At 35.4% G+C, this 16,716-nt stretch carries 20 protein-coding genes; 3 read left to right on the top strand and 17 right to left on the bottom strand.

Going from position 1 to position 16,716, the window contains the following annotated elements:
- Positions 1 to 2: 2 nt before the first annotated feature.
- From rplX to rplC, 12 genes are all read right to left on the bottom strand, one after another.
- Entirely contained in the window at positions 3 to 329 is a 327-nt protein-coding gene (rplX, locus tag BA768_RS08015) for a 50S ribosomal protein L24 (protein ID WP_034678023.1), read from the bottom strand.
- Between the two features lie 19 nt (positions 330 to 348).
- Positions 349 to 717 carry a 50S ribosomal protein L14 gene (rplN, locus tag BA768_RS08010; protein WP_007839504.1) on the bottom strand — a complete coding sequence of 123 codons (369 nt, stop codon included), beginning with the start codon at positions 715 to 717 and terminating at the stop codon, positions 349 to 351.
- 2 nt (positions 718 to 719) lie between these two features.
- The gene (gene rpsQ, locus BA768_RS08005) at positions 720 to 974 is read right to left on the bottom strand and encodes a 30S ribosomal protein S17 (RefSeq protein ID WP_034678021.1); all 255 of its coding nucleotides are present in this window, start codon (positions 972 to 974) and stop codon (positions 720 to 722) included.
- A 12-nt stretch (positions 975 to 986) separates the two neighbouring features.
- Entirely contained in the window at positions 987 to 1,172 is a 186-nt protein-coding gene (rpmC, locus tag BA768_RS08000; protein ID WP_034678020.1) for a 50S ribosomal protein L29, read from the bottom strand.
- A 12-nt stretch (positions 1,173 to 1,184) separates the two neighbouring features.
- Positions 1,185 to 1,610, bottom strand: coding sequence for a 50S ribosomal protein L16 (gene rplP, locus BA768_RS07995; protein WP_034678019.1), 426 nt, complete (start codon positions 1,608 to 1,610; stop codon positions 1,185 to 1,187).
- Between the two features lie 96 nt (positions 1,611 to 1,706).
- Entirely contained in the window at positions 1,707 to 2,450 is a 744-nt protein-coding gene (gene rpsC / locus BA768_RS07990) for a 30S ribosomal protein S3 (RefSeq protein WP_047482435.1), read from the bottom strand.
- A 7-nt stretch (positions 2,451 to 2,457) separates the two neighbouring features.
- Entirely contained in the window at positions 2,458 to 2,856 is a 399-nt protein-coding gene (rplV, locus tag BA768_RS07985) for a 50S ribosomal protein L22 (protein ID WP_034678017.1), read from the bottom strand.
- A gap of 2 nt (positions 2,857 to 2,858) precedes the next feature.
- A complete protein-coding gene (gene rpsS, locus BA768_RS07980) occupies positions 2,859 to 3,137 on the bottom strand; it encodes a 30S ribosomal protein S19 (protein ID WP_034678015.1) in 279 nt (92 codons plus the stop codon).
- 2 nt (positions 3,138 to 3,139) lie between these two features.
- Positions 3,140 to 3,961 carry a 50S ribosomal protein L2 gene (gene rplB / locus BA768_RS07975; protein WP_034678013.1) on the bottom strand — a complete coding sequence of 274 codons (822 nt, stop codon included), beginning with the start codon at positions 3,959 to 3,961 and terminating at the stop codon, positions 3,140 to 3,142.
- 22 nt (positions 3,962 to 3,983) lie between these two features.
- The gene (rplW, locus tag BA768_RS07970; RefSeq protein ID WP_034678011.1) at positions 3,984 to 4,274 is read right to left on the bottom strand and encodes a 50S ribosomal protein L23; all 291 of its coding nucleotides are present in this window, start codon (positions 4,272 to 4,274) and stop codon (positions 3,984 to 3,986) included.
- Between the two features lie 3 nt (positions 4,275 to 4,277).
- A complete protein-coding gene (gene rplD / locus BA768_RS07965; protein WP_034678010.1) occupies positions 4,278 to 4,907 on the bottom strand; it encodes a 50S ribosomal protein L4 in 630 nt (209 codons plus the stop codon).
- Entirely contained in the window at positions 4,898 to 5,524 is a 627-nt protein-coding gene (gene rplC / locus BA768_RS07960) for a 50S ribosomal protein L3 (RefSeq protein ID WP_034678007.1), read from the bottom strand. Before rplC ends, rplD begins: the two co-directional genes overlap by 10 nt.
- A gap of 243 nt (positions 5,525 to 5,767) precedes the next feature.
- Between rplC and BA768_RS07955 the strand changes: the two genes are divergently transcribed.
- The 3 genes from BA768_RS07955 (at position 5,768) to BA768_RS07945 (ending at position 9,970) form a co-directional block, all read left to right on the top strand.
- On the top strand, positions 5,768 to 6,181 hold the full coding sequence (locus tag BA768_RS07955) for a hypothetical protein (protein ID WP_034678006.1): 414 nt from the start codon (positions 5,768 to 5,770) through the stop codon (positions 6,179 to 6,181).
- A complete protein-coding gene (locus BA768_RS07950) occupies positions 6,181 to 7,152 on the top strand; it encodes a hypothetical protein (protein WP_065720336.1) in 972 nt (323 codons plus the stop codon). Before BA768_RS07955 ends, BA768_RS07950 begins: the two co-directional genes overlap by 1 nt.
- Before the next feature lie 109 nt (positions 7,153 to 7,261).
- Entirely contained in the window at positions 7,262 to 9,970 is a 2,709-nt protein-coding gene (locus BA768_RS07945) for a hypothetical protein (RefSeq protein WP_065720335.1), read from the top strand.
- A 23-nt stretch (positions 9,971 to 9,993) separates the two neighbouring features.
- Here the strand turns inward: BA768_RS07945 and BA768_RS07940 are convergent, their stop codons facing one another.
- From BA768_RS07940 to BA768_RS07920, 5 genes are all read right to left on the bottom strand, one after another.
- On the bottom strand, positions 9,994 to 10,491 hold the full coding sequence (locus BA768_RS07940) for a low affinity iron permease family protein (RefSeq protein WP_065720334.1): 498 nt from the start codon (positions 10,489 to 10,491) through the stop codon (positions 9,994 to 9,996).
- 57 nt (positions 10,492 to 10,548) lie between these two features.
- Complete coding sequence (locus BA768_RS07935) at positions 10,549 to 11,382, bottom strand: GLPGLI family protein (RefSeq protein WP_065720333.1); 834 nt, start codon at positions 11,380 to 11,382, stop codon at positions 10,549 to 10,551.
- Positions 11,383 to 11,577: 195 nt separating this feature from the next.
- On the bottom strand, positions 11,578 to 12,096 hold the full coding sequence (locus BA768_RS07930; protein ID WP_034677997.1) for a hypothetical protein: 519 nt from the start codon (positions 12,094 to 12,096) through the stop codon (positions 11,578 to 11,580).
- 40 nt (positions 12,097 to 12,136) lie between these two features.
- Positions 12,137 to 15,598: a hypothetical protein gene (locus tag BA768_RS07925; protein WP_065720332.1), complete on the bottom strand. Its 3,462-nt coding sequence runs from the start codon at positions 15,596 to 15,598 to the stop codon at positions 12,137 to 12,139.
- A 28-nt stretch (positions 15,599 to 15,626) separates the two neighbouring features.
- Positions 15,627 to 16,589 carry a T9SS-dependent choice-of-anchor J family protein gene (locus BA768_RS07920; RefSeq protein ID WP_034677995.1) on the bottom strand — a complete coding sequence of 321 codons (963 nt, stop codon included), beginning with the start codon at positions 16,587 to 16,589 and terminating at the stop codon, positions 15,627 to 15,629.
- Positions 16,590 to 16,716: the final 127 nt, after the last annotated feature.

Genomic DNA, 16,716 nt, shown 5'->3' with positions numbered 1-16,716 from the left:
AATTATAAAGTTTCACCCGTTTTTTTGTTGATTCTTACTTTCTTATCTCCTTCGATTTTGTAACCTACTTTGATAGCTTTACCGTCTTTACCAACTAAAGCTACGTTTGAGATATGAATAGAAGCTTCCTTCTCAGTGATTCCTCCTTGAGGGTTAGAAGCTGAAGGCTTAACGTGTTTTTTAACGATGTTAAGTCCTGCAACGATAACTCTAGGGTCTCTTCCTTCTTTTTTGATCACTTCAATAACTTCACCTGTACCACCTTTAAGACCTTTCTTACCTGTAGTTACGATGACGTTATCTCCTCTTTTTATTTTTAACTTTGACATTTTTTTAAAATTTTAAATATTAAAGTACTTCAGGAGCTAATGAAATGATTTTCATATATTCTTTGTCTCTCAACTCACGAGCAACCGGTCCGAAAACACGTGTTCCTCTCATTTCTCCTGCTGCGTTTAGCAATACACAAGCATTGTCTTCGAATTTGATGTATGAACCATCTTTTCTTCTTACTGCTTTTTTAGTTCTTACTACTACAGCTTTAGATACCTGACCTTTTTTAGCGTTTCCTGATGGTGTAGAATCTTTGATCGTAACAACGATTTTATCACCAACTGAAGCATATCTTCTTCTGGTTCCTCCCAGAACTCTGATAACCAATACTTCTTTAGCACCTGTGTTATCAGCAACTTTTAATCTTGATTCTGTTTGTAACATTATTACTTAGCTTTTTCAATGATTCTTACTAATCTCCATCTCTTGCTCTTGCTCAAAGGTCTAGTTTCAGAAATAAGAACTGTATCTCCTTCGTTGCATTCGTTGTTTTCGTCGTGTGCAGTATATTTTTTCGTTTTCAAAACGAATTTACCGTACATCGGGTGTTTTACTCTTGTAGTCTCGCTAACAACAATAGTTTTTTCCATTTTATTACTGGAAACCACTCCGATTCTTTCTTTTCTTAAATTTCTATCCATTGTAAAATGAAATTATTGTTTGTTAGTTAACTCAGTGTTTAATCTTGCGATTGTCTTTCTCAAATCTCTGATTTGGATTGGATTTTCAAGTGGACTGATTTTGTGAGCTAATTTCATTTTCGTGAATTCAGCTTTAGCTTCAGCCAATTTAGCTTGAACATCTTCAAGGCTTAGATTTTTAATTTCAGCTTGTTTCATTATATTCAGAGATTAAAGAGGTTTAACAAAATCGTTCGCAACTATAAATTTGGTAACTACCGGTAATTTTTGTGCAGCAAGTCTTAAAGCTTCCTTAGCGATATCGTAAGGTACACCTCCGATTTCGAACATAATTTTACCTGGTTTTACTACAGCTACCCAATATTCCACAGCACCTTTACCTTTACCCATACGTACTTCCGCTGGTTTTTTGGTAATTGGCTTATCCGGGAAGATTTTGATCCATAGTTGACCTTCTCTCTTCATATATCTTGTCGCAGCGATACGAGCCGCTTCAATTTGTCTTGCCGTGATCCAAGCTCCTTCTGTAGCTTTGATTCCGAAAGTACCATAAGCAAGTTGATTACCTCTTTGAGCAATCCCCTTCATTTTCATCTTATGAACTCTACGGAATTTGGTTCTTTTTGGTTGTAACATAAATTTCTAAATTTTAGATTTTAGATTTTAGATTTTAGATTTTTCTATTTTAAAAAAGTAACGGTAATTTAAAATTCAAAATTTCTATCTAAAATTTTAGTTATTGTTGTTATTATTTCTTCTTGGTTTTCTATCACCACCTCTGTCATTTCTCTCGCCTCTACCTCCAGCTGGTGCTTTTTTCTGTTGTCCTACTAATGGAGAAAGTTCTCTTTTACCGTAAACTTCACCTTTCATAATCCAAACTTTTACCCCTAGCTTTCCGTATTGAGTAAGAGCTTCACCGATATGGTAATCGATATCTGCTCTGAAAGTAGACAATGGAATTCTTCCGTCTTTGAAAGACTCAGATCTTGCCATTTCAGCTCCGTTCAATCTACCAGAGATTTGAACTTTGATACCTTCAGCACCCATTCTCATTGTAGAAGCGATTGCCATCTTCACAGCTCTTCTGTAAGAGATTCTGTTTTCGATTTGCTTTGCAATGCTGTCTGCAACTAATACTGCATCAAGCTCAGGTCTTTTGATTTCGAAGATGTTGATCTGAATATCCTTTTTAGTCAATTTCTTCAACTCTTCTTTTAATTTATCAACTTCCTGACCACCTTTACCGATGATTAATCCCGGTCTAGCAGTAGTAATTGTAACTGTCACTAATTTTAGTGTTCTTTCAATATAGATTTTTGAAATTCCACCTTTAGATAATCTTGCTTCAAGGTATCTTCTGATTTTGTAGTCTTCCGCGATTCTGTCTCCATAATCGTTTCCGCCAAACCAGTTAGAATCCCATCCTCTGATGATACCTAATCTGTTACCAATTGGATTTGTCTTCTGTCCCATACCTTGATTATTTTTCTTTTGTACCTAAGATTAGTGTAATGTGGTTTGATCTTTTTCTGATTCTGTACCCTCTACCTTGTGGAGCTGGTCTTAGTCTCTTCAATTGTCTTGCACTGTCTACAAAAATTTCTTTTACGATAAGGTTTGCTTCTTCAATATCAGCACCTTCGTTTTTAGTTTGCCAGTTTGCCATTGCAGAAAGTAAAACTTTCTCCAATTTGTTTGACGCATCTTTTTTAGAATATTTTAGAATGCTTAAAGCTTTTTCTACTTCTACTCCTCTGATGATATCAGCTACTAATCTCATTTTTCTTGGAGAAGACGGGCAATCATTGTGTAACGCTTTCGCTACATCCTGATTTGTTAATTTACGTGCTAATGCACTTTCTCTTTTTCTTGATCCCATGATTATCTGCTTCCTTTGTTTTTGTTACCACCATGACCTCTGAAAGATCTTGTTGGAGAAAATTCGCCTAACTTGTGACCAACCATGTTTTCTGTAACGTAAACCGGGATAAAAGATTTCCCGTTGTGTACAGCGATAGTTTGTCCTACGAAGTCCGGAGAAATCATTGATGCTCTAGACCAAGTTTTGATAACAGTTTTCTTATTAGCCTCTATATTTGCCTGAACCTTCTTATCTAAAGTATGATGAATGAACGGTCCTTTCTTAAGTGATCTTGCCATAATTATTTTCTTTTAGATACGATGTAACGGTTAGACACTTTGTTTTTCTTTCTAGTTTTGTAACCTTTAGACGGCATACCGTTTCTAGATCTTGGGTGACCTCCAGAAGAACGTCCTTCACCACCTCCCATTGGGTGATCTACAGGGTTCATTACTACCGCTCTTGTTCTTGGTCTTCTACCTAACCATCTGCTTCTACCAGCCTTACCTGATACAGTTAATTGGTGATCAGAGTTAGAAACTGAACCGATCATTGCCATACATTCAGTAAGGATCATTCTAGATTCTCCTGAAGGCAATTTGATGATAGCATATTTCCCGTCTCTTGAAGTAAGTTGAGCTGAAGAACCAGCACTTCTTGCTAAAATTGCACCTTGACCAGGCTTCATTTCAACACAAGAAATTACAGTACCCAATGGAATGTTTTTCAATTTCATTGCGTTCCCTACATTTGGCTCTACGCTTTCTCCTGAAACTACTTTCTGATCTACTTTGATACCGTTTGGAGCGATGATATATCTCTTCTCTCCGTCTGCGTACTCTAATAAAGCGATAAATGCAGTTCTGTTTGGATCGTATTCTACAGATTTTACAGTTGCTTCAACGTTTGCTTTGTTTCTTTTGAAGTCAATAATTCTGTATTTCTTTTTGTGTCCACCGCCGGTGTAACGCATGGTCATTTTACCAGTTTGGTTACGTCCACCTGACTTTTTAATACCAACGGTTAGAGATTTCTCTGGTTTGTTGGTAGTAATTTCCTCAAAATTGTTTACAATTCTGAATCTCTGTCCCGGGGTGATAGGTTTTAATTTTCTAACAGACATTACTATTATTTATAATTAATAATTAATTTACAGCAAAAATATCGATAACCTCACCTTCAACAAGCTTGATTACCGCTTTTTTCAATTTGTTTGTCTTTCCTACTTGAAGACCTTTTTTAGTGTATTTCGAAGAAACCTTCGGAGCATAAATCATTGTGTTAACGTCTGCTACTTTTACACCATAAGCTGCTTCAACAGCTTTTTTAATCTGGATTTTATTCGCCTTAGTATCTACCAAGAAAGAATAAGAACCTCTTAAATCTGTAAGGTAATTAGCCTTTTCTGAGATAACTGGTTTAATGATAATAGACATGATTTATTTCTTTAAATTTTCCTGGAATTTTTCTACTGCACCTTCGAAGAACACAACTTCACCTGCATTTACAATATCGTAAGAACTTACTTCGTTGAAGTTCATTACTTTAGTTTTAGGTAAGTTTCTTGAAGATAAATACACATTCTTGTTAGCTTCAGGAAGAATAAACAAAGATTTTTTACCGTTCAATGCCAAAGCATCCAATAATGTAATGAAATCTTTAGTTTTAGGAGCGTTTAAGCTCATATCTTCTAAAACTCTGATGCTGTTATCTCTCATTTTCTGAGAAAGAACAGATTTTTTAGCTAATCTCTTAAGAGCTTTGTTCAATTTGAATCTGTAGTCTCTTGGCTTAGGTCCGAATACCCTACCTCCACCTCTGAAAGTTGGAGATTTAATATCACCATATCTAGCAGATCCAGATCCTTTTTGCTTCTTAAGTTTTTTAGTAGAAGCAGTAATTTCGCTTCTTTCTTTTGATTTATGAGTTCCTTGTCTCTGTGCTGCAAGGTACTGCTTCACTTCTAAGTAAACCGCGTGCTGATTTGGCTCAATTCCGAATACTGTTTCGTCTAGAGTTACTTTTCTTCCGGTCTCTTTTCCTGATGTATTTAATACTACTAGTTCCATTTTCTGATAATTACATAAGAATTTTTAGCTCCCGGAACAGCACCTTTTACTACTAAAAGATTTTGTTCTTGATCCACTTTTAATACTTGAAGGTTTTGTACAGTTACCTGCTTACCTCCCATTCTTCCAGCCATTCTCATCCCTTTGAATACTCTTGAAGGGTCAGATCCAGCACCGATAGAACCTGGAGCTCTAAGTCTGTTGTGCTGACCATGAGTTGCCTGCATTACACCTCCAAATCCGTGTCTTTTAACAACACCCTGGAAGCCTTTACCTTTTGAAGTTCCTGTTACGTCAACATATTCCCCTTCAGAGAACAAATCAACTTTTACTTCTTCTCCTACTTTTACTTCGTCTACGAATTCTCTGTAGAATTCTACCAACTTAGCTTTAGGAGCTGAACCAGCCTTTTTGAAATGACCAGCTAACGCTTTACCAACGTTCTTCTCACTCTTGTCATCGAAACCTAATTGAACTGACTTATAACCGTCTTTTTCAATGGTTCTGACCTGTAAAACCGAGCACGGACCAGCTTGAATAACTGTACAAGGAATATTCTTTCCTTCTTCGTTAAACAAAGATGTCATACCGATTTTTTTACCAATAATACCTGACATTATTTATATAATATGTTATAAAATTTTCTTGGGTTCACTGTCATTTTTCGGGCACTCAAGTAATTACTAAGTTTGAATTTAGGCATACTCCTCCCCTAAAATGAGTGTGCAAATTTATGAATAAAATTTAATTTGACAAATATTTCATGTAAAATATTTTGATTTTTAATCATTTAGCAGATTTGCATCATTTTTGAAATGAAATTCTTCTGAATAATTTTTTAATTTTGAGAAAAAAGATCTATGAAAGCTATTTTCACCATCATCATGTTCTGCTTCAGTGCAGCATTATTTTCACAGACCCAAATTCCTTTTACAGGAAAGAGAGATTTTAATATCGAAGACGGAGCAAGTGGTTCCGGAACACCGGCTTATTATCTTGATGTAAAGAAAAACGGAAACGTGCATTTCGGTTTTCTGCAGATTAATCAGGCAGACGGAAAAGAAACAAAAGAAGAAATTAATGCCGGGAAATACAATCCAAACGTAATGAAGGTACATTTCAAAACCTATAACGAAACCTTCTACGTTAAATTTAACAAAGAAAAAATCTATCTTACCGACGAAAAAGGAAATATAAAAAAGTCTGATGATTGTTGTCCCGTTTCCGAAATGGCAGAAATCAATTGCTCATGTGAAAGTATTCTTTACAAATAATGAAAGCCATATCTTACCTTTTAGTTTTTCTATTTATTATTTCGTGCACCAAACAAGAAAAACATCCCTACACATTTTATTACTGGAAGACGAATCTCAAATTTAACAATATAGAGAAAGATGTTCTAACCAAAGCCAATGTTCCTTTTTTGTACACAAGATTTTTTGATGTTGATAAAGTAGACGGAAAATTTGAACCCATTGCCGTCATTACCAAAGACAAAAGTTTTAACACAGAAAAAGAAATTGTTCCGACCGTTTTCATAACCAACCGAAGTTTTATTAATATACAGAAAGAAGAAATATCGTTTCTGGCAAAAAAAGTAAATGATTTAATCAAAAAGAAAATTGCAGATTATCATCTTAAAGTTAATCAGGAAATACAAATTGATTGCGACTGGACGGCAGGAACAAGAGACGACTATTTTGAATTTTTAAAACAGTTGAAAAAAAATTCTGGAAAAAAAATCACCTGCACTTTGCGACTTCATCAGGTAAAGGACAAAAACCTCACAGGAATTCCGCCCGTTGAAAAAGTATATCTGATGTGCTACTCCACTTCTTCGCCTTTGGAAAATTCAGATAAAAATTCAATTTTAGACTTGAATATTCTGAAATCTTATTTATCAAAACTGGAAGACTATCCGATTAAAAAGATTGAAGTTGCACTTCCGATTTATTCATGGGGAATTGTGACTAATCATTTAGGAAAACATAAACTAATCAATGCACTTTCTACAAAAGACTTAAATAGTCGTGATTTCAAAAAGATTTCCGACAATGAGGTTGAAATTTTGAAAGACGGATTTTATTTTGGGAATTTCCTCAATAAAGGTTTCAAAATTAAAGTTGAAGAAATATCTAAGAAACAGCTTGAAAATGCCATTCAGTTTTTAGATAAAAAAATCGACACTTATAACATTATATATTATCAATTAGATAGTAAATTTGTGGAAGGACGGATTTTCTGATGGAAGTTGGAAGACAGATGCTGGAAGTTCCAGATTCGAATAAAAAACCTGTGCAAATTCTGTGAAACCTGTGGGAATTAAAATTTAAAAACAAAACACCTAAATCAATATGAAAAAGTATATCATTTCACTTGCTGTCGCTTCGTTTTTCTTTACGAAAACTGAAGCTTGCGCCTGGTCCGATCCCGACCATGATTATTTCAATCTTTTCACGCAAAGCATCATCAAAGACAAGTCTTATCTTCCTTTTTTACATAATTACTCATCAAGATTTTATACCGATTTTAAGTCTTCACAAATTCCTGATGAAAATATTGAATCATGGAGAAAATTTTTTGGCAATCAGATGAGCTATGCTGAAACCGATTATCTTGTGAACAAAATCAGCCTGAATGATCTGAATGCTTTAAAAAAAGGAAACCCTAATAATCAACTTTTAAAAAAATTAGGAACTGGCTTTTATGCTAAATACAGAGAAGCGGTAGATTATTTAATTGAAGCTAAATATCTCGAGCCTTACATGAGAATTAATTTTGTGGAAGGTGCAGATTCTTTTTATTATCGGGAAAATGAAAATGATAAAAATGCGACGCAATTAGATTACAATAAAACCATTTCCGCATTAACTTCGTTATACAATGCAGCGAAAAATCCTGAAATCAAGCAACGTTACGGTTATCAGTTGGTGAGATTTAATCATTATACCAGAAATTATGATGCGGCAGTTCAGGCTTTCAAAACCTATGTTCAGTCGATCAAATTAAAGGGTGCACCTTATTATATGGCGCTTGACCAGTTAGCCGGAGCTCAGAGAGGACTTCAATTGGGAAATGAGGCCAACTGGAATTTCTTTCAGGTTTTTATGAACTCAAAAAGCCGTAAAGAATCTTCTTTTGTTTCGATGAAACTTTCGGATTCTGCTTCTTTCAACAACATTATGAAAAGAGCAGGAACGAATGATGAGAAAAATATGGCATATTTTCTTTTGGGGTATGAAGATTTTACCAATCCGATTCCGATGATGGAAAAAATGTTTGAAGTCGACCCGAATTCTGAAATTCTGAAAGTGATGGCTGCAAGAAGCATTAATGAGCTGGAAAGAAATTATCTTCCGACTTATTATTATGCTTCAAAAGATTCTAACAAGACTTCGGATAAAAAAGACAACAATTCTACCGCTCAGAAAACTGAAGTCAAGAAAAAAGAACTGAGTTTCTGGCAGAAAATCGTTCTCTTCTTTAAAAATCTTTTTGGTGGAAAAAAATCTGACAAGGCGAACAGTAAAGCCTATCAAAGTAATGACGAGCTGTTTGAAAATCCGGACAGAATTCCGACGTTTGTTAAAAACAATTCTTATTACTGGTCTGAAGATCAAAATCAGAAAGATTTTATCGATGACCTCGAAAAATTCACAGCTAAAACTAAAGAGAAGTCTAAAGATGAATATTGGCAGATTGCCGATGCCTATTTAAAGTTCCTTAAAAAAGATTATGAAGAAAGCAGTGATATTTTAGCAGACATCAAAACCAACAATCCGGAATATCTTGAAGAAATCAAGCGCATGAAGGTTCTGAATGACATTGTTTCCCAACCTAAGATCGACGCAGAGTATGAAGATCATCTGATGAAAGATTATGCTGAATATTTTATTGAAAAAGAACCTGTAAAAAAAGACAGCACGGAAATTACCGAATACGATTATTATGGTGAAGCTCCATCGACTGCCGAATTTCTGAAAGATGTTTTGGCAAACCGTTATTTTCTGCAGGGTGAAGACGGAAAATCTTTCCTGATGAATAATAAACTTTCCGACTTACAATACAATCCGAATTCAAGCTTGGTAAAAAGTGTTGAAGAGTTTTACAGAAAACCAGATAAGACCCAGTTTGAGCAGCAAATTATTGCTAAAAATCTTGATAATGTAGGAAATATTGATGCATTCTTTGCCGACATTTATGGTGACCGAGCGATGAGAATGGCAGATTTTAATAAAGCTAAAGCTTATTATCAAAAGGCATTAAAATTTTCAGGAATTCCTAGAGAGAACTATGAAAGATACAATCCTGAAACCGGAAATTACGAAAAGCTGGTTTATGACGGAAGTAATTATGATGGCTACAACAATATCCCGAATCTTGTTTTTGGTCATAATGTTTGGGAGAGTTTCCAAAGTCCTGATGAACAAAGTATGAAAGCTGATGATTATTCTGCCTTCCCTTTTATCAAACCCAAAATGAATAAACTTGAATTAGCCGATGCTTTGATTCAGCTTAAAAAAATTGGAACCGGAAAAGATGCAAAAGCCGCTAAAGCAAATCAGCTTATCGGAAATGTAATGTACAACACCTCAATTCTCGGATATTACAGACAGCTTTTTGTAATGGATGTCGATAACAGCAATGGAGGTAAATATGATTTTTGGGCAACGGAAAGACAAAATCCGTATCAGTATTATTATAAAAATTTCACCTACACGACTTTTATTGAGCCGGATAATTTTGATTTGGCCATCAATTATTATAAAAAAGCATTTGACCTGGCTGCCGACAGAGAACAGAAAGCGAGAATACTTTTCCAGATGGCAAGTGCGGAACAGGGAAAATATTATCAGTATGAAGCCAAGCATCAAGCCAATATCGATTATGCCGATCCGAAATGGTCTGAGAAAAACGACGCTCACGAAAAACAAATGGGCGACCTGAAAAATCAGAAATACCGAACGTATTTTACTCAGCTAAAATCCCAATTTTCAAACACCGAAACGGCGAGGGAACTTTTGGGAAGCTGTACTTATTTCGACTATTTTATGAAGAAATAGTTTTTAAATAAAAAAAGGAATCATTACGATTCCTTTTTTTGTTCCTGTTTCAGAAGCCATTCCTCATGTTTCTTTTTGAAAAAGTCATGCTTATAATCCTGGTTTCTTTTCGCGGCATCAATGGAATGTGAAGCGTGAATATCTTCATCATCTTCTGCAAAATCTGCCAGTTTTTCGTAATAACAATGTAACTGATCGAGCTCTTTTTCTGTAAGATCTTCTATATCTACGATACGGTTGCTTGCTTTTTCGTTGGCTGCAATCAGTTCATTGAGTTTAATCTGAATGGCCTTAGAATCTTTATTCTGGGATTTCTGTATCAGGAAAACCATGAGAAAAGTAATGATCGTCGTTCCTGTATTGATAACCAGTTGCCAGGTTTCGGAATAATTAAAGACAGGACCGGTAAGGGCCCAAATCACTACAATAGCAGTTGCACTGATGAATGCATAAGAGCTTCCTGTAAATTTGGTTGCCCAATTGGCAAATCTTTCGAAAATGCTTTTGTCTGAATTTGACATTAGTAAAACTTTATCGTAAAGAAACAAAAACTCCGCCGAATTCAGCAGAGTTAATTTCTATTTTTCAGGATATCTGATGGCTTTATCTATTTCGATAGGATTATTGGTTTTACGGATGTTGTCCTGCACTTTTTCCGACAATTCTTTCATCTGATCAGGACTTTTTACTTCAATCCCCATCACCATAAAACGGGCAGTAGGATCTGTATTGTTTTTAATATGTTCTTTAAATTCATGCAACGGATCATTGTAATGATCGAGCATCATTTTTTTTAGCTTGCTCTCCGGGATTTTGACCGGTTTCTGACCTCCAAAATTTTCTAAAATACCTAGAGTTTCGTATGTTTTATTTAGTTTATAACTTTTAACCAGTGAAAATTTAAAATTATTTTTATCATCATAAATTTCGAAAATCATCCCCGGTAAACCACGGAATTTATAAGGTCCTTCATTCAGGGCAATATCTTTAGTAAACCATGCAGTCCAGTTTCTGCCACCAAATTTGGAGGTTGCTTTTTGTAAAGAATAAATTCCGGAAGTTTTGGTTTCGTTTTGGAGATTCCAATTGATCTTATCTTCAGTCTCTACAGAAAACATATTCTGCAAAACGATATAATTTACATTAATATCAGAATTTCTCTTTCTTGTGACTGCAGGTGTATCATCCCAGATCATATGGTTTTGCCCTTTGGTTTTGTTTGTTGAATCTGTAAGCACAAAATCGTAATTATAAAATTTTACATCTTCCGGGTTTACATCCAAAACCATACTTGTTTTTCGGGAATCGGTATTGGTGGAATCCATCTTGTAATGATATTCATAGATGAACCGATGTGTTTGTCCGGATAATGTGATGCTTATCAACAGTAAAAGTATTAATATATTTTTCATGTCAGTTATTTTCAGCAAAGATATAAATTAAATAGAACCTTGCAATACATAATACTATTTATTTGAAAAATAAAGAATCCCTTTTCTGTCGAAAAGGGAAAAATAAAGTCACGCTATGATAAAATTGTGTTTACTCAACTTATCCTAAATTTATTTGAAGAATTGAAGTTGGGAAAAAAATTAAGTCAACAAAATTTATGGTTTCCAAAAACTCCAAACTGTTCCGTTAAAAACGGCCAGCTGCTTATTGGCAGTATCATAAATAATCATTCCTGCAGCAGGATTTTTAACATTCAGGTGTGGAAGTGTAGTTTTAGGCAAAATCATAGCTTTATCAGCATCTGTAAGCACCAGAATTCCGGGAGTAGCATCTATTGCTGCATTCGTACCGATGGCAACTTTTGCATTGGTCAGTTCTGTTTTAGAATCTTGCAAAATTGTATTTGCCGTTCCGTTTGTATCTACGCTCAGGTCAAACCAAGAACCATTTGTTCTATACTTCACTTTATGATCGGTAACGTCATATATGATAGTTCCGTCTACTGCGCCGGTAACTCCCGCTGCTGTTGTAACCCAAGGTAAAACCATACCTTTATTATCCGTTTCAAATTCTAAAGAGACAGAAGTATTAGTAACACTGCCTTTACCAATAGCCACTTGCGAAAAACTACAGGCATATATTGTTGATAATATGAATATGAATATTTTTTTCATTGTCTTAGATTTAAATAAAATTTTTAATTCAATAATTTCACTATTGAGGACAAGCCTGAGTAGTCATACAATACCAAGCGAAAGAAGTTCCTCCATCTTTAGAAGTATAAACTTTCAAACATTTGTTTGTGATGTCATATACCATCATTCCTTCAACAAAATTGGCTGCAGAAATTCCTGTGGGTACATCCGGAGTAGCCGGGTTATTGTCTGCGTTCGCAAAAACTACTCTATTTACAACAAAACCTTTTGTTTTTGCTTCTAAAACTGTCCATGCGCTTTGTCTTACCATTGGCCAGTTATCACTTTCTGCGCCTGCTCTTCCTAAAGCGGTAATACCGTGTTTGGCAGGATATGTATTTCCATCTGTAACAGCGGGCTTATAACAGAAACATGAATTAACAGCTGCATTTGAGGAATCACCTACCGTTTGACCACCACCTATAATAGTGGGAACTCCATTGGCATTTACTGTATTACCTAAATTTTGATTACTCGCAGAAGATCCGGTTCCTACAGACACCGTTCCCGTTGCACTCACAAGTTGTGATGATGTAATAGCGGCTCCTCCTTCTATGGCATCTAAACAACCGTCATTATCACTGTCTAGGTCTAAATAATCATCAGCCCCATCTCCATCTGTATCTTTTTCACAAGTTAGAATACTTACATCCCTTACCAAAACATCATCGCCAGATACTCCCGTTCCTGAAACTGTTGAAAGGAATTCAATTACTGTACTGGTTGTAGTGGGTGTAAATACGAAGCTTTTAGTAACAAAAACCAAATTACCTCCCGCTTCCGCTGTTATCGATGCAGCTGTTTGACTGTAATAATTAATTCCACCAATAGAAAAATTTAATGTATTTTCTTTGGGCTCAGTTGAAACTGCCATTACACGAAAAGTAAGGGTGTAGGTTTTATTGATTTCCAAACCTGTAACCGTCTGCGTCAGTAAAGAGGTGCCGGAAGTATCATTACTAGATTCTGCCGCAAAACCGGAACTTTTTACCCAACCATTTACAGTCCCGCTTCTTGTCCAGCCTGTCCAGTCTGCTACCGTAGCGGTTCCAAAATTACCATTGACAACTTTTTCTACGCTGTTGCATTCATTGGTATCTAAAATACCATCATTATCATCGTCTAAATCACAAAAATTCAAAACACCGTCAGCGTCACTATCCAAAACACCACACATGCCAATGGGTTGTCCACAAAGTGTGCTGTTTAATATTACATTTACATATCTTGTTACACAGGCACTCCAAGTTATCTTGCATGTATATGTTCCGTTATTAGATGCCGAATAATTAGCAAATGTATAAGTGCGCGTATTTGAAATGACATTCCCTAATGAATCTGTCCATTCATAAGCTGCTCCAGCGTAATGAGGCATCGATAAAGTATATGGAGAACCTACACAAGGCTGGCTTGTATTATTTGCGGCCAAAGTACCCATTGTTTTTACTTGAACAGATGACGCTGCATTAGTACCACAAGAATCTAATAAATTGACCTCATAAATAGTATTTGCAATTAAGTTATTGATCTGTATGCTTGAACTTGAGGTGTTAATTGTGGTATACGCTGAACCGGAACCCTGAACTCTATATGTTACTGTATATGGAGCTACGCCAATTAAGTCAATGTAAGCTGATCCTGTGGAAAGTGGATTACCGGATGCATCTTCACAAATAACACCGACTGCAGAAGTAATTGAGGCTCCAGATGATTGACTACTGATAACGACCGTACTACCAGGAATAAAGTAATATTTTGATGGCATATCACAAGGGCGTATAGCTAATCTTGTTGTATAAGTTCCTGGTGCGATATTATTAAAATTACCAATAGCATCTGAGGCTACAACAACTCCTGAACTATTTAATAATTCAACAATCGACGGATACGCCCCGTCATAAACACGCACAGAACTAATATTCCCTCCGCTATTACATGTAGAAACCGCTGTAGACATGAGACTTTGATCTAAAACATCTGTATTATTTTCTATTGTAAAAGTTCCTGTATGAGATGTACCACAACTAGTGTACGAAACCGTATAAGTTCCTATTGCTAAATTAGTCCACCCCCAGTATTGATTGTCCACACGTATCGCTTGTACTCCGACATTGGATGGCCCGGAAGTAATAGTTACAACAGCATTATCTGCATCTGGAAAATAACCTGAAATAGCAATGACTCCTTGTGTTGTTCCCGTTTGAGTAAGCGCCATTGCACCACCTTCACATTTCCATTTTGTTTTTTGATATAATGTTAAAACCGGCTGTCCTGCAGCTGCGGGATTATTTACTATTTTCGTTACAGATCCTGAAGGGGAACAAGAGTTATAAACAATAATCGTATAAGTGTCAAGAGGAAGCCCTGACAAAGTCCATGTGGCTCCATTGAAGTTTGAAGTTGTATGTACAGTAACACCAGATGAATTTTTCACCTCAATTAGAAGAGGGAAATTCCAATAATATTGTTCAGAAAAATCAATAGATAAGGTTTCAGTTTCACTAATTCCACAGCCACTAGTGGTAGCTGTCGGTATAAAATTTAAAAATTCCGGATTTCCACCCGTTAGATTGGAAAGATTGTGTGTGTAACTTACCGATGCTCCACATGCATTAGTTGCAGTCACATAATAGATATGGGATGTATTTTCAGTATACGTAAAAGGATTACCTGCAGTATAGACACCATCAAAAAGTACCGCACCAGAAGCATTTCCGGATTGTATTTTCAATTTGATGCCTGTTGGCATTAAATCTGATTCACTTAAACTACCCCCAGTTGAATGGTTATAAGCATACCAAATAGAACCTTGCACCTGATTGGAACCGCATATTTTTTTTGATCTCCAATAAAATCTAACAGGATCTTGGTTGGGGGAAATAGTTCTCGAAAAAGTACTGAAACCTCCACAAGAATCTTTGATACGGATTTGATATGTACCAAATGAAGATACATTTTTAGAGGGACTGGCAGAATATGAACTTAATGTATCATCATACCCTGAATTATTATTTAAAATGATCGAATATTGATAAGGAGCAGTTCCTCCAGTAACGCCATTCACCGTTATCGTTCCTCCTGGAGTAAAATTAGTGCAAACATTCGAAACTGAAATGTTTGCATTACTTATGGGTACATAATTATCTGTAACCGTAATATTAGTATTATTAGAATATACAATACTATTATCAATTGTACATACGATTTTTACCTGATAGTCTATACCAGGCTGTAAATTTGTAAATGTATGTGGGCTTGTAGGAGCAATTACTGATTGTAATATTGTTCCTCCTTTCAATAACTGAATAGTTGTATTTGCCACATTGCTAAAAGCAGCTGTGATTTTGCCATTTCCCGCGCAGGTATTTGCTGTTGTAGAAATAGTTGCCGTGACACTGCCTGTGGAGGCACATTGCCCACTAATTTGTATGCTAAAAACCATCAATAAAGGGATTAGCAGAAGAAAAAAGTTTTTTTTCATTGCGTTTAAAATTTGATTAGTTGTCTTTTTATTTTTTTATAATCTGTTGTATAATTTGTTTTCCTTCTTTCAATAAAATTTTAACCAGATAATTTCCACTAGTAAATTCACTGACATCAATTGTTTTATCATAAGATGCTTTTAGGAACTTACCATCTGTACTGTATATCTGAACATTGCAGATTATTTTATCTGTCATAATGTTTAAAACATCTCTTACCGGGTTCGGACAAATAATAACTTCATCTGTTACTAAATGATCAGAAACACCCAAAATAAATACTGTTGATGTTGTAATTTTCACATCATCTATCAACAAAGCAGAAGCTTCCTGCGTAATACATCGAATACCTACTCTAATCGTTTGGTCTGAGTAGGCATCCAAATTATAGATGAAATTCCTCCAATTATTATCGATGTTGAGGTTTTGGGTAACCTGTTGAAAGGGAGGAGTATTTATAATTGTAAAATCATTAGAAGTAACGGGATTTCCTGTACCTAAGTAAACACCTATCTGAAATTTCTCATCCCCATAAGAACTAGAAAGACTTTTGAGATATAGTGAAATTTGATTATTCGAAGATCCTAAAGTAACTGGAGGAGTTATAAGCCAATCGTCGTTTCCCTGAAAAGACTGTACCATCTTCCCAGCCCAGCAAGCAGCATATTTCTGCCCACTTCTTGGATTAAAATTTCGTATATCTCCTGTAGCACCCGTAAAATCATTTGTTGCGTTAGATTGTGAAAAATTAAAAATCTGGTATGACATTTTTGCACCAGCATTTGGCCAGGTTGCTACCCAATTTAATGGTGGAGAAGGATTACCACCAATTGTTGTAGTTGTATTGAGTTGATCTAAATCAAGATTCGTCCATTGTCCAAAATTGGTAATGGTAAAATCTGGGTAGCTTTCAAAATCCTCATTTAGTAGTACAGTCTGTGCATGATTATAGCTAAATAATACAAGTAAAACGAATAGAGATAATTTCATATTTCCTTAACTTCTTTTAATAACGCCTCCCTTTCTTTGTTAAGAAGAACTGTTTATTCTCAAGATCTCATTGTTCATTCATGAATATTCTAAAGAATTAAAATAAATTCTCAGCAAATAACCCAAT

It is taken from the genome of Chryseobacterium sp. CBo1, from assembly GCF_001693475.1.
GTDB lineage: Bacteria > Bacteroidota > Bacteroidia > Flavobacteriales > Weeksellaceae > Chryseobacterium > Chryseobacterium formosense.
Note: the sequence above shows the minus strand (reverse complement) of the source record. Positions and strands in the feature narration are given on the sequence as shown.

Coding starts and splice junctions, on each gene's coding strand:
- rplX (WP_034678023.1), bottom strand. CDS start 329: ATGTCAAAGTTAAAAATAAAAAGAGGAGATAACGTCATCGTAACTACA.
- rplN (WP_007839504.1), bottom strand. CDS start 717: ATGTTACAAACAGAATCAAGATTAAAAGTTGCTGATAACACAGGTGCT.
- rpsQ (WP_034678021.1), bottom strand. CDS start 974: ATGGATAGAAATTTAAGAAAAGAAAGAATCGGAGTGGTTTCCAGTAAT.
- rpmC (WP_034678020.1), bottom strand. CDS start 1,172: ATGAAACAAGCTGAAATTAAAAATCTAAGCCTTGAAGATGTTCAAGCT.
- rplP (WP_034678019.1), bottom strand. CDS start 1,610: ATGTTACAACCAAAAAGAACCAAATTCCGTAGAGTTCATAAGATGAAA.
- rpsC (WP_047482435.1), bottom strand. CDS start 2,450: ATGGGACAGAAGACAAATCCAATTGGTAACAGATTAGGTATCATCAGA.
- rplV (WP_034678017.1), bottom strand. CDS start 2,856: ATGGGATCAAGAAAAAGAGAAAGTGCATTAGCACGTAAATTAACAAAT.
- rpsS (WP_034678015.1), bottom strand. CDS start 3,137: ATGGCAAGATCACTTAAGAAAGGACCGTTCATTCATCATACTTTAGAT.
- rplB (WP_034678013.1), bottom strand. CDS start 3,961: ATGTCTGTTAGAAAATTAAAACCTATCACCCCGGGACAGAGATTCAGA.
- rplW (WP_034678011.1), bottom strand. CDS start 4,274: ATGTCTATTATCATTAAACCAGTTATCTCAGAAAAGGCTAATTACCTT.
- rplD (WP_034678010.1), bottom strand. CDS start 4,907: ATGGAACTAGTAGTATTAAATACATCAGGAAAAGAGACCGGAAGAAAA.
- rplC (WP_034678007.1), bottom strand. CDS start 5,524: ATGTCAGGTATTATTGGTAAAAAAATCGGTATGACATCTTTGTTTAAC.
- BA768_RS07955 (WP_034678006.1), top strand. CDS start 5,768: ATGAAAGCTATTTTCACCATCATCATGTTCTGCTTCAGTGCAGCATTA.
- BA768_RS07950 (WP_065720336.1), top strand. CDS start 6,181: ATGAAAGCCATATCTTACCTTTTAGTTTTTCTATTTATTATTTCGTGC.
- BA768_RS07945 (WP_065720335.1), top strand. CDS start 7,262: ATGAAAAAGTATATCATTTCACTTGCTGTCGCTTCGTTTTTCTTTACG.
- BA768_RS07940 (WP_065720334.1), bottom strand. CDS start 10,491: ATGTCAAATTCAGACAAAAGCATTTTCGAAAGATTTGCCAATTGGGCA.
- BA768_RS07935 (WP_065720333.1), bottom strand. CDS start 11,382: ATGAAAAATATATTAATACTTTTACTGTTGATAAGCATCACATTATCC.
- BA768_RS07930 (WP_034677997.1), bottom strand. CDS start 12,096: ATGAAAAAAATATTCATATTCATATTATCAACAATATATGCCTGTAGT.
- BA768_RS07925 (WP_065720332.1), bottom strand. CDS start 15,598: ATGAAAAAAAACTTTTTTCTTCTGCTAATCCCTTTATTGATGGTTTTT.
- BA768_RS07920 (WP_034677995.1), bottom strand. CDS start 16,589: ATGAAATTATCTCTATTCGTTTTACTTGTATTATTTAGCTATAATCAT.